At 70.1% G+C, this 14349-nt stretch carries 12 protein-coding genes, 1 pseudogene and 1 riboswitch; of the genes and pseudogenes, 9 read left to right on the top strand and 4 right to left on the bottom strand.

Going from position 1 to position 14349, the window contains the following annotated elements; all coding sequences use genetic code 11:
• Positions 1 to 153, top strand: a pseudogene (locus tag ACWDYJ_RS33745) (SGNH/GDSL hydrolase family protein); the annotation flags it as partial.
• On the opposite strand, the gene ACWDYJ_RS33740 reads toward ACWDYJ_RS33745, so the two are convergent.
• From ACWDYJ_RS33740 to gcvT, 4 genes are all read right to left on the bottom strand, one after another.
• Complete coding sequence (locus ACWDYJ_RS33740) at positions 140 to 1522, bottom strand: L-serine ammonia-lyase (RefSeq protein ID WP_451569421.1); 1383 nt, start codon at positions 1520 to 1522, stop codon at positions 140 to 142. The pseudogene ACWDYJ_RS33745 and the gene ACWDYJ_RS33740 overlap by 14 nt on opposite strands.
• Positions 1523 to 1704: 182 nt before the next feature.
• Positions 1705 to 2961 carry a serine hydroxymethyltransferase gene (gene glyA, locus ACWDYJ_RS33735; RefSeq protein ID WP_451569420.1) on the bottom strand — a complete coding sequence of 419 codons (1257 nt, stop codon included), beginning with the start codon at positions 2959 to 2961 and terminating at the stop codon, positions 1705 to 1707.
• 17 nt (positions 2962 to 2978) lie between these two features.
• Positions 2979 to 3362 carry a glycine cleavage system protein GcvH gene (gene gcvH / locus ACWDYJ_RS33730; protein WP_451569419.1) on the bottom strand — a complete coding sequence of 128 codons (384 nt, stop codon included), beginning with the start codon at positions 3360 to 3362 and terminating at the stop codon, positions 2979 to 2981.
• A gap of 100 nt (positions 3363 to 3462) precedes the next feature.
• On the bottom strand, positions 3463 to 4578 hold the full coding sequence (gcvT, locus tag ACWDYJ_RS33725) for a glycine cleavage system aminomethyltransferase GcvT (RefSeq protein WP_451569418.1): 1116 nt from the start codon (positions 4576 to 4578) through the stop codon (positions 3463 to 3465).
• A 192-nt stretch (positions 4579 to 4770) separates the two neighbouring features.
• A riboswitch (glycine riboswitch) is annotated at positions 4771 to 4874 on the bottom strand.
• Positions 4875 to 5068: 194 nt separating this feature from the next.
• Between gcvT and ACWDYJ_RS33720 the strand changes: the two genes are divergently transcribed.
• The 8 genes from ACWDYJ_RS33720 (at position 5069) to ACWDYJ_RS33685 (ending at position 14245) form a co-directional block, all read left to right on the top strand.
• Positions 5069 to 5722, top strand: coding sequence for an AAA family ATPase (locus tag ACWDYJ_RS33720; RefSeq protein ID WP_451569417.1), 654 nt, complete (start codon positions 5069 to 5071; stop codon positions 5720 to 5722).
• Positions 5723 to 5963: 241 nt separating this feature from the next.
• The gene (locus tag ACWDYJ_RS33715) at positions 5964 to 6698 is read left to right on the top strand and encodes an enhanced serine sensitivity protein SseB (RefSeq protein ID WP_451569416.1); all 735 of its coding nucleotides are present in this window, start codon (positions 5964 to 5966) and stop codon (positions 6696 to 6698) included.
• Positions 6699 to 6789: 91 nt separating this feature from the next.
• On the top strand, positions 6790 to 7530 hold the full coding sequence (locus ACWDYJ_RS33710) for an enhanced serine sensitivity protein SseB C-terminal domain-containing protein (protein WP_451569415.1): 741 nt from the start codon (positions 6790 to 6792) through the stop codon (positions 7528 to 7530).
• Between the two features lie 579 nt (positions 7531 to 8109).
• The gene (locus ACWDYJ_RS33705; protein WP_451569414.1) at positions 8110 to 9102 is read left to right on the top strand and encodes an ABC transporter permease; all 993 of its coding nucleotides are present in this window, start codon (positions 8110 to 8112) and stop codon (positions 9100 to 9102) included.
• Positions 9103 to 9143: 41 nt separating this feature from the next.
• Positions 9144 to 10910 (top strand): ABC transporter substrate-binding protein, encoded by a 1767-nt coding sequence (locus tag ACWDYJ_RS33700; protein ID WP_451569413.1) that lies wholly within the window; start codon positions 9144 to 9146, stop codon positions 10908 to 10910.
• A 133-nt stretch (positions 10911 to 11043) separates the two neighbouring features.
• Entirely contained in the window at positions 11044 to 12045 is a 1002-nt protein-coding gene (locus ACWDYJ_RS33695) for an ABC transporter permease (protein ID WP_451569412.1), read from the top strand.
• Positions 12042 to 13130, top strand: coding sequence for an ABC transporter ATP-binding protein (locus ACWDYJ_RS33690; protein ID WP_451569411.1), 1089 nt, complete (start codon positions 12042 to 12044; stop codon positions 13128 to 13130). Before ACWDYJ_RS33695 ends, ACWDYJ_RS33690 begins: the two co-directional genes overlap by 4 nt.
• A gap of 5 nt (positions 13131 to 13135) precedes the next feature.
• On the top strand, positions 13136 to 14245 hold the full coding sequence (locus ACWDYJ_RS33685) for an ABC transporter ATP-binding protein (RefSeq protein ID WP_451569422.1): 1110 nt from the start codon (positions 13136 to 13138) through the stop codon (positions 14243 to 14245).
• Positions 14246 to 14349 lie beyond the last annotated feature (104 nt).

Genomic DNA, 14349 nt, shown 5'->3' with positions numbered 1-14349 from the left:
GCTGCCACGGCCCGCCGGGCCGTGGCAGCCGAACTGCGCTGGGCGGGCGCGTTCCTCGGCCCCTGGCTGGGGCGGCGGCTGCGCGGCCGGTCCTCCGGGGACGGCCGCACCGCGAAGCGCCCTGAGCTGTCGCCCGTTCTCAGCACTCGATGACGTTGACGGCGAGACCGCCGCGGGCCGTCTCCTTGTACTTGACCTTCATGTCCGCGCCGGTCTCCTTCATGGTCTTGATGACCTTGTCGAGGGAGACCTTGTGGGTGCCGTCGCCGCGCATCGCCATCCTGGCGGCGGTGACGGCCTTGACGGCGGCCATGCCGTTGCGCTCGATGCACGGGATCTGGACCAGACCGCCGACCGGGTCACAGGTGAGGCCGAGGTTGTGCTCCATGCCGATCTCGGCCGCGTTCTCCACCTGCTCCGGGGTGCCGCCCAGGACCTCGGCGAGGGCGCCGGCGGCCATCGAGCAGGCCGAGCCGACCTCGCCCTGGCAGCCGACCTCGGCGCCGGAGATCGAGGCGTTCTCCTTGAAGAGCATGCCGATCGCGCCCGCGGCGAGGAGGAAGCGGACCACGCCGTCCTCGTCCGCGCCGGGCACGAAGTTCATGTAGTAGTGCAGGACCGCCGGAAGGACGCCGGCCGCGCCGTTGGTCGGGGCGGTCACCACGCGCCCGCCCGCCGCGTTCTCCTCGTTGACGGCCATCGCGTAGATCGTCGCCCACTCGCTGCGGTGCAGCATCGGGTCGCCCTCGGTCCGCAGCTGGCGGGCCGTGGAGGCCGCGCGGCGCTTGACGCGCAGGCCGCCGGGGAGGATGCCCTCGGTGGACAGGCCGCGCGCGACGCAGGACTGCATGACGCGCCAGATCTCCAGGAGGCCCTCGCGGATCTCCTCCTCCGTGCGCCAGGCCTTCTCGTTCTCCAGCATCAGGGAGGAGATCGACAGTCCGGTCTCGTTCGCCAGGCGCAGCATCTCGTCGCCGGAGCGGAAGCGGTACTTCAGCACCGTGTCGTCGAGCTTGATCCGGTCCTCGCCGACCGCGTCCTCGTCCACGACGAAACCGCCGCCGACCGAGTAGTAGGTCTTCTCCAGCAGCGGGGTACCGGAGGCGTCGTACGCGAAGAGCGTCATGCCGTTCGCGTGGTACGGCAGCGAGCGGCGCCGGTGCAGGATCAGCTGGTTCGGCTCGTCGAAGGCGATCTCGTGGACGTCGCCTATCTCCGCGCCCAGCAGCCGCAGGCGGCCGCTCTGGCGGATGCGCTCGACCTCGGCGTCGGCGGTCTCCACGTTCACCGTGCGGGGGGAGTGGCCCTCCAGGCCGAGCAGGACCGCCTTGGGGGTGCCGTGCCCGTGGCCGGTCGCACCGAGGGAGCCGAAGAGCTCCGCGCGGACGGACGTGGTCTGGGCGAGGACGCCGTCCTTCTTCAGCCGCGTCACGAACATGCGCGCCGCGCGCATCGGACCGACCGTGTGGGAGGAGGAGGGACCGATGCCGATGGAGAAGAGATCGAAGACGGAGATGGCCACGGTGGCTGACTTCCTTGTCTGCTCGTGGGGTGCGAGGGCAGGTGGGGGGCTTGTGCGGATTTTGTCCGACACATGAGCGTAACCCGCTCTGGTGAACGGCTCAGCTGCCCGGAGGGGGCCCGGTCATGAAGAGGGCCCGGCCCTGTGGAGAACAAGACCGGGCCCTCACCAGGCCTTGGCGGCTAGAGCGACGGGTACAGCGGGAACTTCGCGGCGAGCGCGGAGACGCGCGCCTTGAGGTCCTCACTGTCGTAGGCCGGCTTCAGCGCGGCCGCGATGATCTCCGCGACCTCGGTGAAGTCCTCCGCGCCGAAACCGCGCGTGGCCAGCGCCGGAGTGCCGATCCGCAGGCCCGAGGTCACCATCGGGGGCCGCGGGTCGTTCGGGATGGCGTTGCGGTTGACCGTGATGCCGATCTCGTGGAGCCGGTCCTCGGCCTGCTGGCCGTCCAGCTCGGAGTTGCGCAGGTCGACCAGGACCAGGTGCACGTCGGTGCCGCCGGAGAGGACGGATACGCCCACCTCGGTGACGTCCGGCCGCACCAGGCGCTCGGCGATGATCTTGGCGCCCTCCAGGGTGCGCACCTGGCGCTCCTTGAACTCCTCGCCCGCCGCGATCTTGAAGGAGACCGCCTTGGCCGCGATCACGTGCTCCAGCGGGCCGCCCTGCTGACCCGGGAAGACCGCGGAGTTGATCTTCTTGGCCAGCTCCTGCGTCGACAGGATGACACCGCCGCGCGGACCGCCGAGGGTCTTGTGCGTGGTGGTGGTGACGACGTGGGCGTGGGGCACCGGGTTCGGGTGCAGGCCCGCGGCGACCAGACCGGCGAAGTGCGCCATGTCGACCATCAGGTACGCGCCGACCTCGTCCGCGATGCGGCGGAAGGCGGCGAAGTCCAGCTGGCGCGGGTAGGCGGACCAGCCGGCGACGATCAGCTGCGGCTTGGACTCCTTGGCGAGGCGCTCGACCTCGGCCATGTCCACCTGGCCGGACTCGTCGACGTGGTACGGGACCACGTTGTAGAGCTTGCCGGAGAAGTTGATCTTCATGCCGTGGGTCAGGTGACCGCCGTGGGCCAGGTTCAGGCCCATGATCGTGTCGCCCGGCTTGAGCAGCGCGAACATCGCGGCGGCGTTGGCCTGCGCGCCCGAGTGGGGCTGCACGTTCGCGTGCTCGGCGCCGAACAGCGCCTTGATGCGGTCGATCGCGATCTGCTCGACCACGTCGACGTGCTCGCAGCCGCCGTAGTAGCGGCGGCCGGGGTAGCCCTCGGCGTACTTGTTGGTCAGGACCGAGCCCTGGGCCTCCATGACGGCGACCGGAGCGAAGTTCTCCGACGCGATCATTTCCAGGGTGGACTGCTGGCGTACGAGCTCGGCGTCGACGGCGGCGGCGACGTCCGGGTCGAGCTCGTGGAGGGGGGTGTTCAGTACAGACATCAAGGTCCCCTGGGGTCTCAGTTGGCGGAGTGGGTCAGCGCGGCGTACTCGTCGAAGGACATGGCTTCCTTCGGCTCCTCCGTGAGGCGCACCTTGAACAGCCAGCCACCCTCGAAGGGGGCGCGGTTGACCAGGGACGGGTCGTCGACGACGTCCTGGTTCGCCTCGACGACCTCGCCGGAGACGGGGGAGTACAGGTCGCTGACCGACTTGGTCGACTCCAGCTCGCCGCAGGTCTCGCCCTCGGTGACGGTGGAACCGACCTCGGGGAGCTGGGCGTAGACGACGTCACCGAGCGCGTCGGCCGCGAACTTCGTGATGCCGACCGTCGCGACGCCGTCCACGGCGTCCGAGAGCCACTCGTGCTCCTTGGTGTAACGCAGCTGCTGCTCGTTGCTCATGGCCTGATTCTCCTGGATGCGGGGGAGTGGATACGAACTGTGGTCTTGGGTGCTGAGACAGCGCCGTACGGGTATCCGTACGGCGGAAGCCGCGGTGGGGCTACTTCTGCCGCTTGTAGAACGGCAGCGCCACGACCTCGTACGGCTCATGCGTACCGCGAATGTCGACGCCGACGCCGGAGGTGCCGGGCGCGGCGTGCGCCGCGTCCACGTACGCCATCGCGATCGGCTTGCCCAGCGTCGGGGACGGGGCGCCGGAGGTGACCTCGCCGATGACCTGACCGTCGGCCACCACCGGGAAACCGGCGCGCGGGACGCGGCGGCCCTCGGCGATCAGGCCGACCAGCTTGCGCGGCGGGTTGGTGGCGGCGCGCTCGGCGGCGGCCTCCAGCGCGGCGCGGCCGACGAAGTCGCCGGCCTTCTCGAACTTCACGACCCGGCCCAGACCGGCGTCGAAGGGGGTCAGGGAGAGGCTCAGCTCGTGCCCGTACAGCGGCATGCCCGCCTCCAGGCGCAGCGTGTCGCGGCAGGACAGGCCGGCCGGGACCAGGCCGACGCCCTCGCCCGCCTTGGTCAGCGCCTGCCACAGCTCCACGGCGTGCTGGGGGGCGACGAACAGCTCGAAGCCGTCCTCGCCCGTGTAGCCCGTACGCGCGATCAGCGCGGGCACGCCCGCGACGGTGCCCGGCAGGCCGGCGTAGTACTTCAGCCCGTCCAGGTCGGCGTCGGTGAGGGAGGCGAGGATGCCGGGGGACTCCGGGCCCTGGACGGCGAGCAGCGCGTACGCGTCGCGGTCGTCGCGGACCTCGGTGTCGAAGCCGGCGGCGCGCTCGGTGAGCGCGTCCAGCACGACCTGGGCGTTGGAGGCGTTGGCGACGACCATGAACTCCGTCTCGCCGAGGCGGTAGACGATCAGGTCGTCGAGGATGCCGCCGTCCTCCACGCAGATGTGCGTGTAGCGGGCGCGGCCGACGCCGACGGTGGAGATGTTGCCGACCAGCGCGTAGTCCAGGGCCTTGACGGCCTCCGGGCCGGTGAGCGTGATCTCGCCCATGTGGGACAGGTCGAAGAGACCGGCCTTGGTGCGTACGGCGAGGTGTTCCTCGCGCTCGCTGGCGTACCGCAGCGGCATGTCCCAGCCCGCGAAGTCGGTCATGGTCGCACCGAGCGAGCGGTGCAGCGCGTCGAGCGCGGTCAGACGGGGGGCAGTGCTCATTGGGTGTGGCTCCCGGGTCCCAGGGCATGACATGACGAGGACGATCCTCCCCATCTGTCATCGGAACCTGAGAGGTTCGCCGCGAGTTCCCGCGTGTTGCCGTGTGCGGGGTCCCGTCGGTTTGCACCTTGGGTGGAGCGCGCGCCGGTGCCGTCAGGGACGGTCGCGTCGCGGCTCGCTTTTCAGATCTGCCTCATCCACGCGGTACGGGGCCTGAGAGATTCAAGGGAGGTACTTGCTCCTTCGGCGCCCGGGCACGGCCTCGCGGCCTGCCGGGACTCTCCCGCGCGGATTCAAGCGGCCGGTATGCAGTTGGTGTCCAGATGGCGCACATCATTGCACGGGACGCCGTGGAGCGGGCGGCGGGCCCCGGAAGAACGCACCGGCCGGAACCGGGACCGCCGGATTACTGTCTCTTTACACTCAGTGGGCACGGGGCCCTCGCGGCCCATTTCGGGGGGAGACGATCACTGTGCGGAGATTCGGAGTAGTGACCACATCGGGAACCGTGGACGGGGTTCCGGCCCAGCGGGGCACGGGCGCCGTCCCGCGGCCGACCGCCGAGGGCGTCGGTCCGGTACGGGACCTGCGCGGCCCGGCCGCGCGCGGACCCCAGCGGCTGGGCTACCCGGTCGGCGACATCGTCGTGGTCTCCGGCCTGCCCGGCGGCGGCAAGAGCACGCTGATCAAGCGGGCCGCCGAGGGCGGCGGCATCGACTCCCAGGACGCCCGCGAGCGCTGGGAGCGCCGGATGCCGGGCGTCCTGCCGTACGCGGTGTACCGGCCGCTGGTGCGGGCCGCGCACTACTGGGGGCTGTGGCGCAGGCTGCGCTCCGGCGACTCCGTAGTCGTCCACGACTGCGGCACGCAGGCCTGGGTACGGGGTCTGCTCGCCGCGGTCGCCCGCCGCCGGGGCCGTTCGCTGCACCTGCTCCTGCTGGACACGACCGCCGAGGAGGCCCTGGCCGGGCAGGCGGCGCGGGGGCGGCGCGTGTCGGCGTACGCCTTCGCGCGCCACCGCGGCGCCGTGTCGCGGCTGCTGCGCGAGGCCGAGGCGGGCCGCCCGCCGGCGGGCTGCGCCTCGGCGGTCCTCCTGGACCGCCGCTCCGCTGCCGCGGTGACCCACATCGCCTTCCACGCCTGACGCGCCGTTGCCGGGGCTCCGCCCCGGACCCCGCGCCTCAAACCCCCCTGGACTCCGTCCGGGGATACCCCCTGGCGGGGCTGGATTTTGGCTGGCGGAGACCTGTGGTGCGCGCTGCGTAGCCGGCGTTTGAGGCGCGGGTCCGGGCGGAGCCCCGGCGGCGGCGGCGCTGCGAGTCCGGCCCCGGTAGCCTCAGCACCGCACGAGCGGGACCCGGGGACCACACGGAGGGCAGAGGTACATGCAGGGCAACGGCTGGCCGGCGAACGAGTTGGAGCAGGTGCTCGGGGCGGCGCTCGGGCAGGCGGACGCCGGGGCGAGGATCCTGGAGGTGCTGGGGCGCAGCCCCGTCTGGGTGCCGCTGCCCCAGGGCGGCGGGCCCGAGGACGGCAGCCTCAGCCTTCCCACCATGGACATCGGCGGAGCCGCCTACGTCCCGGTCTACAGCTCGGAGGCGCAGTTCCGCTTCTGCGCCGGCCCCGGCATGGACTTCGCCGTCGCCCCCGCCGTCGAGTTCGCCCGAGGCCTGCCCCCGCAGCTCGGCATCGCGCTCAACCCCGAGGGCGCCGTCGGGGTTCCGCTTCCCCCGGAGGCCGTCGCGGAGCTGTGCCGGGCCGGGCGTACCCCGCTCGGCGGGGAGGCCACCGGTGGCCGGGTGCGGCTCTTCGAGCCGGACTGGCAGGAGGACCCGGTGGACTTCCTCGCCGCCGCCGCCGAGGAGTTCCGCGCGACCGGGGTGGTCGCCGCCGCGTACCGCTGCCTCGCCAGCGTGGAGGGCGGCGCGCCGGAACTCTACGTCGGTGTCCGGCTGCTGGGATGGGATCCCGAATCGCGAAACGCCCCGATGGAGGCCCTCGGCCGCGCCCTGGCCCGCGTACCGGCGCCCTGGCCCGTGCAGTTGATCCTGCTCGACGCCGCCGAGGACCCGGTCACGGACTGGATTCGTGAGCGCGTACGCCCCTTCTACCTGCCGTAGGGCCGCTTAAGCTGATGAGGTTTCCGGGCCGCCCGCATGGCGGCCGGTCCGGGGTAGGTGTGGACGACGGGCGGACGAAGAGGGGTACCGGGTGAGTGCGTCAGGCACGGCCGCGGCCGGGCAGGTCGAGCACATGCTGCGCCAGGTGACTCCCGGGCGCTATGAGAGCTACGAGTCATTTCTGCACGCCCTCGCCGAGGGCCGGCTGTGGATGCTGCTGTGGCAGGGGCAGCCGGGCTCGCCCGACGCCCAGTACGGCGGCATGGAGGTCGAGGGCCTCGGTTACGCGCCCTGCGTGACCTCGCCGCAGGAGCTGGCCGCCAGCGGCTGGAACCGCGGCTACGAGGTCGTCACGGGCCGGGACATCGCCCGCGCCCTCTACCCGGACCGCTGGGGGCTGTGGGTCAACCCGCACGCCCAGGGCGGCGGCCTCGGCGTGCCGTGGGCCGACCTGCGCCGGATCGCCACCGGCCTGGACCGGATGCCGGCGGGGCCGCTGCGGCTGTCCGAGCCCGCCCTGGAGCTCCCGCAGTTCTACGGGCTGCTGACCCAGCACGCGCACCGCACGCCCGCCGTACGGTCGCTGCGCCGCGCCTGGGTGCAGCCGTCGCTCGGGTCGGCGTACCTGGCGGTGGGCCTCGACCTCTACGACGCCTCCGCGCCCGCGCTGGAATCCGTACGGGAGATGATGCGGCAGTCGGTCGGCGCGGTCCCCGAAGGGGTTCCGGTGTGCACGGTCGCGCTGGCGGACGAGCACGATCCGGTGGCGATGTGGCTGCGTGCCCAGACCCGCCCGTTCTACGACCGCGAGGGGCAGGCGGCCGCGTACTAGGCCGCCCTGCCAGGCCCCTACCAGGCCCCCTGCGGGCAGCGGGTCGCTCCGCCCCGGGCCGGTGGGAAAACCCTGTCCGGGCGTTCGCCCGGACTGTGAGACGAGCACCCTCCGACGGACTTCGGCCGCCGGGAACCACGGTTCCCGGCGGCCTTCGTCTTGTCCGGATATCGACCGTGTTGTGGGTCCAATTGGCGCACTCCTCCTGCCAGTTGGGCGCGATGTCCGTTTCCGTACCGAACGGACGGTCTTGCTCCGCTCAGCCGTGAGCGGAGTCCGGATAACGGGAACTCCAGCGTCAGATCACGTTTACGCATCCATTCATCTGCGGGTCTGGCGGCTGGTCGAGCGCCCGATGAAGACTCCCCACCCAAGAGCCGGTCAGTCCTGCGGGACGCGGTTCGGCACCAGGGCTTCGTCTGTTGTTCCGCACAGCACTTCCCGCACTTCTCGCACTTCACACCGCACGTCACACGCAATCCGCGTGTCCCACGCACTCCGAGCGCCACTCCGCACCAACGCCGCTACAGCGGCGGGCATGGGCCGGCCACCCGTCGGCCGAGAGGGGTCCCCACCACGATGACGGCACCACTGCATGACACGAGCGCGGAGACACCCGCACCCGTGTCCGTAGCCGACGTCCCTGCCAAGGCCATCGAAGGCCGCTCGCCCGGCCGCATCGCCTGGATGCGGCTCAAGCGCGACAAGGTCGCGCTGACGGGCGGCGTGGTCGTGATCCTCCTGATCCTGGTGGCCATCTTCGCGCCGCAGATCGTGAGCCTGCTGGGCCACCCGCCCAACGAGTTCCACGAGGACATGCTCGACCCGGACTTCGGCACGCCGATCGGCTCCTTCGGCGGCATCAGCTCCGACTTCCTGTTGGGCGTCGAGCCCACCAACGGCCGAGACGTTTTCAGCCGGATCGTCTACGGCGCCCGCATCTCGCTGGTCGTCGCCTTCCTGGCGGCCTTCGTCTCGGTCGTCATCGGCAGCCTGCTCGGCGCGCTCGCCGGCTTCCTCGGCGGCTGGGTCGACGGGATCATCAGCCGCACGATGGACCTGCTGCTGGCCTTCCCGCAGCTGCTGTTCACCATCGCCCTGGTCTCCGTGGTCCCCAACTCCCTGTGGGGGTTCGAGGGTTCGGGCGTCCGGATGGGCGTACTGATCGTCGTCATCGGCTTCTTCGGCTGGCCGTACATCGGCCGCATCGTCCGGGGCCAGACGATCTCCCTGCGCGAACGGGAGTACGTCGAGGCCGCGCGCAGCCTCGGAGCGGGTCGCGGCTACATCCTGATCAAGGAGCTGCTGCCGAACCTGGTCGCGCCGATCCTCGTCTACGCGACGCTGATCATCCCGACCAACATCCTGACGGAGGCAGCCCTCAGCTTCCTCGGCGCCGGCGTCAAGCCGCCCACGGCCTCCTGGGGAAAGATGCTGTCCGACGCCGTCCCCATGTACCAGGACGACCCCATGTACATGGTGGTCCCCGGTATGACGATCTTCATCACCGTCCTGGCGTTCAACCTCTTCGGGGACGGGCTGCGTGACGCACTCGACCCCAAGGGCAGCTGAACCGCGTAAACGTTTCACCCACCAATGGAGGTTGGACAACCGTGATCCGCAGAAAGCAGGCCCTCGCGATCACCGCCGTGATCGCCGCCCTGTCGCTGACCGCCGCGTGCGGTGACAAGGGCGACGACGGCAAGAAGCCCGAGGCGAAGGGCAACGGCGCCGCCGCGTTCAACGCCGCCACCACCGGCGTCGTGAACCCGTCGACCACCAAGGGCGGCGAGCTCAAGCTCTGGTCGCCGCAGGACGTCGACTACCTCGACCCGGCGCGTGCCTACTACGGCTTCGTGTGGAACATGCAGCGCCTCTACGTGCGCCAGCTGCTCGCCTACGACAGCAAGCCGGGCAAGGACGGCACCAAGCTGGTCCCGGACCTCGCCGAGGCCCTGCCGGTCCTGAGCAACGACGGCAAGACGTACACGCTCAAGATCAAGGACGGCGTGAAGTTCGAGGACGGCTCGCCGATCACCTCGAAGGACATCAAGTACGGCATCGAGCGCGTCTTCGCGCAGGACGTGCTGTCCGGCGGTCCCACGTACCTGATCGACATCCTCGACCAGGGGCAGAAGTACCCCGGGCCGTACAAGGACACCGACCCCAACAAGATGGGTCTGAAGTCCGTCGAGACGCCGGACGACAAGACGATCGTCTTCAACCTGGCGAGCGCCAACTCCGACTTCAGCTACCTGCTGGCCATGCCGTCCTCCTCGCCGGTCCCGGTGGGCAAGGACCAGGGCGCCACGTACACCAACAAGCCGATGTCCACCGGCCCTTACAAGGTGGAGAGCTTCACCGCCGGCAAGGGCGCCACCTTCGTCCGCAACGAGAACTGGGACCCGAAGACGGACACGATCCGCACGGGTCTGCCGGACAAGGTCTCCTTCACGGTGACCACCAACCCGGACGACATGGACGCCCGCCTGCTGTCCGGTGACATCGACCTCGCGGTCGACGGCACCGGCGTCCAGTCGGCCGCCAAGAACAAGATCCTCAAGGACGAGACGCTCAAGGCCAACGCGGACAACCCGTTCACGGGTTACATCCGCTACTTCGCCTTCCCGCAGACCGTCGCGCCGTTCGACAACATCGAGTGCCGCAAGGCCGTCATCTACGCGGCCGACCCGAAGTCCCTGCAGACCGCCCGCGGCGGCCCGACCAGCGGTGACCTCGGCGCCAACATGCTGCCGCCCGGCATCCCCGGCTCGGACAAGTCGTACGACCCGTACGGTCTGACGAAGGGCGAGCCGCAGGAGGCCAAGGCCAAGGAGGCCCTCAAGGCCTGTGGCAAGCCCGACGGCTTCGAGACCACCATCGCCGTGCGCAACAACCGCGCACCCGAGGTGAAGAGCGCCGAGTCCCTCCAGGCGGCCCTCGCCAAGGTCGGCATCAAGGCGACGATCGACCAGTACGACGGCAAGCTCTCCTCCTCCACGATCGGTTCGCCCGAGAACGTGAAGAAGAAGAACTACGGCATCATCGTCATGGGCTGGGGCGCCGACTACAACTCCGGCGCGGGCTTCCTGCAGCCGCTGGTCGACGGCTCGTTCATCCTGCCGAACGGCAACAACAACTACACCGAGCTGAACGACCCCGAGGTCAACGGCCTCTTCGACAAGGCCGCCTCCGCCGCCACGCCGGAGCTCGCCGCGCCGTTCTACACGGAGATCAACAAGAAGGTCATGGAGAAGGCGCTCTACCTGCCGATCAACTTCGACAAGGCCTTCGTCTACCACAACCCCCGCCTGACGAACGTCTACTTCAACGACTCGATGGGCAAGATCGACCTCGCCACCATCGGCGTCGTCAAGTAACCGCAGGCCAGCAAGCACGTAAGTAAGTGCCTTCACCGCACATGCGCTAGTCCGAAGGGCAGGTGAAGGCCGCAGGCGGTGGCCGCCGTCCCCACAAGGGGCGGCGGCCACCCGCCCCGGGCGGCCGACTGCAGTGCTCGTCTACCTCATACGGCGGCTTTTCAACGTCGCCGCCACGCTGCTGGTGGTCTCCGTGGTCACCTTCGGCATCTTCTTCGCGGTCCCGAAGCTGACCGGCAGCGATCCCGCGCTCATGTACGCCGGCCGCGAGACCAATGAGACCGCCCTGGCGGGCATCCGCGTGAAGATGGGCTTCGACAAGCCCATCTCCGAGCAGTACCTGCTCTTCCTCAAGGGCATCTTCGTCGGCCGTGACTACGACGGCGGCACCGATGTCACGCACTGCGCGGCGCCGTGCTTCGGCTACTCCTTCAAGAGCGAGGCTCCCGTCTGGGAGACGATGCTCGACCGCATGCCGGTCACCCTCTCCCTCGCCCTCGGCGCGGCCGTGCTCTGGGTGATCGCGGGTGTGGCCACCGGAGTGATCTCGGCGCTCAAGCGCCGTACCGCCATCGACCGGACCGTCATGGTCGGCGCCCTCGCCGGCGTCTCCCTGCCGATCTTCTTCACCGGCATGGTGGCCCCCGCGATCTTCGTCTACGGCCTCGGCTGGCTGGAGGTCTCCAACTACAAACCCCTGACCGAGGATCCGGTGGCCTGGCTCAACAGCCTGATCCTGCCCTGGATCACCCTGGCCTTCCTCTTCGCCGCCACCTACGCCCGCATCACCCGCGCCACCATGCTGGAGGTCCTCGGCGAGGACTACATCCGCACCGCCCGCGCCAAGGGGCTCAAGGAGGGCGTGGTCATCCGCAAGCACGCCCTGCGCTCGACCCTCACCCCCGTCGTCACCATGTTCGGCCTCGACCTCGGCGGACTCCTCGGCGGCGCGGTGCTCACCGAGACGACCTTCAACTTCCAGGGTCTGGGAACGGCCGCCGTGGCCGCGATCGGAGCCGGCGACCTTCCCGTGATCATGGGTGTCACCCTGCTCGCCGCGCTCTTCGTGGTGATGGCCAACCTCATCGTGGACCTGCTGTACGCCGTCATCGACCCGCGCGTGAGGCTGACGTGACCGACAACGCCCCCAAGGCCCCCCTCGTGCCCCAGCAGGGCGGAGCGCCGTCCGAGGCCTTCCTCTCCGTACGCGACCTCCAGGTGCACTTCCCGACCGACGACGGCCTGGTGAAGTCCGTCGACGGGCTCTCCTTCGACCTGGAACGCGGCAAGACCCTCGGCATCGTCGGCGAATCCGGCTCCGGCAAGTCGGTGACCTCGCTCGCCATCATGGGCCTGCACCGCACCGGCAACGCGCGCAGCCGCCCGCACATCTCCGGAGAGGTGCGCCTCGACGGCGAGGACCTCGTCGCGGCGTCCGCCGACCACGTGCGCAGGCTCCGCGGCCGCAAGATGGCGATGGTCTTCCAGGACCCGCTGTCCGCGATGCACCCGTACTACACGGTCGGCAAGCAGATCGTCGAGGCGTACCGGACCCACCACGACGTCGACAAGAAGGCGGCCCGCAAGCGGGCGGTCGAGATGCTCGACCGGGTCGGGATCCCGGAGCCCGACCAGCGCGTGGACTCCTACCCGCACGAGTTCTCCGGCGGCATGCGCCAGCGCGCGATGATCGCGATGGCGCTGGTCAACAACCCCGAGCTGCTCATCGCCGACGAGCCGACCACCGCCCTGGACGTCACCGTCCAGGCGCAGATCCTGGACCTGATCCGGGACCTCCAGAAGGAGTTCGGCTCGGCGGTCATCATGATCACGCACGACCTCGGCGTCGTCGCCGAGATGGCCGACGACATCCTCGTGATGTACGGCGGCCGGTGCGTCGAGCGCGGCACGGCCGAGAAGGTCTTCTACGAGCCCCGGCACCCCTACACCTGGGGCCTGCTCGGCTCGATGCCGCGCATCGACCGCGACCAGACCGAACGCCTGATCCCGGTCAAGGGCTCGCCGCCGAGCCTCATCAACATCCCCAGCGGCTGTGCCTTCAACCCGCGCTGCCCCTACGCCGACATCCCCAAGGGCGGCATCACCCGCACCCAGCGGCCCGAGCTGACCCAGGACGACAGCCGGCACTGGTCCGCCTGTCACATGTCGCAGGAGGAGCGGACCCGGATCTGGACCGAAGAGATTGCGCCGAAGCTGTGAGCGACATGAAGAAGACGGGCGCGGCGGAGGCCTCTGCGGTCTCCCCGGACGCCGCCACGGACGCCACCGCCGAACCGCTGCTGAGGGTGACCGGGCTGGTCAAGCACTTCCCCATCAACAAGGGGCTGCTGCGCCGGCAGGTCGGGGCAGTCAAGGCCGTCGACGGGATCGACTTCGACGTCCGCCGCGGTGAGACCCTCGGCATCGTCGGCGAGTCCGGCTGCGGCAAGTCGACCATGGGCCGGCTGATCACCCGGCTGCTCGAACCGACCGGTGGCAAGGTCGAGTTCGAGGGCAAGGACATCACGCACCTGAACGTGGCGGGCATGCGTCCGCTGCGCCGCGACGTGCAGATGATCTTCCAGGACCCGTACGGCTCGCTGAACCCGCGCCACACGGTGGGCACCATCGTCAGCGCCCCGTTCAAACTCCAGAAGGTCAACCCCGAGGGCGGGCTCAAGGCGGAGGTCCAGCGCCTGCTGTCGCTCGTGGGCCTCAACCCCGAGCACTACAACCGCTACCCGCACGAGTTCTCGGGCGGCCAGCGCCAGCGCATCGGCATCGCGCGGGCCCTGGCGCTGAATCCGAAGCTGGTGGTCGCGGACGAGCCCGTCTCGGCGCTGGACGTGTCCATCCAGGCCCAGGTGGTCAACCTGCTGGACGACCTCCAGGAGGAGCTCGGCCTCACGTACGTGATCATCGCGCACGACCTGTCGGTCATCCGGCACGTCTCCGACCGGATCGCGGTGATGTACCTCGGCAAGATCGTCGAGCTGGCGGACCGCAAGTCGCTGTACGAGGCGCCGATGCACCCGTACACCACGGCGCTCATGTCGGCCGTGCCGGTGCCCGACCCGAGGCGGCGCGGCGCCAAGAGCGGCCGCATCCTGCTCAAGGGCGACGTGCCGTCGCCGATCTCGCCGCCGAGCGGCTGCCGCTTCCACACGCGCTGCTGGAAGGCGACGCAGATCTGCACGACGCAGGAGCCGCCGCTGGTGGCCCTGAAGACGGGCCACCAAGTGGCCTGTCACCATCCGGAGAACGCCCCCGACCAAGCGCCCGGCGACAAGGCCCTGCCGGGTGCGGCGGACGCGGTGGTGAAGGTCTCGGAGTAGCGGACGAGCCCGACACCACCACGCGGAGCGGGGCCCCGGGGGGGGGGGCCCCCCGGGCCCCCCCCCCTTTTTTTTTTTTTTGTCACGTAGTTAAAACAGAAACT

Source organism: Streptomyces sp. NPDC003042, assembly GCF_053591315.1.
Note: the sequence above shows the minus strand (reverse complement) of the source record. Positions and strands in the feature narration are given on the sequence as shown.

Excerpts from the sequence above, each read along its gene's own strand:
- ACWDYJ_RS33715 (WP_451569416.1), top strand. The coding sequence starts at position 5,964 with ATGCAGGGCAACGGCTGGCCGGCGAACGAGTTGGAGCAGGTGCTCGGG.
- gcvH (WP_451569419.1), bottom strand. The coding sequence starts at position 3,362 with ATGAGCAACGAGCAGCAGCTGCGTTACACCAAGGAGCACGAGTGGCTC.
- gcvT (WP_451569418.1), bottom strand. The coding sequence starts at position 4,578 with ATGAGCACTGCCCCCCGTCTGACCGCGCTCGACGCGCTGCACCGCTCG.
- glyA (WP_451569420.1), bottom strand. The coding sequence starts at position 2,961 with ATGTCTGTACTGAACACCCCCCTCCACGAGCTCGACCCGGACGTCGCC.
- ACWDYJ_RS33705 (WP_451569414.1), top strand. The coding sequence starts at position 8,110 with ATGACGGCACCACTGCATGACACGAGCGCGGAGACACCCGCACCCGTG.
- ACWDYJ_RS33685 (WP_451569422.1), top strand. The coding sequence starts at position 13,136 with ATGAAGAAGACGGGCGCGGCGGAGGCCTCTGCGGTCTCCCCGGACGCC.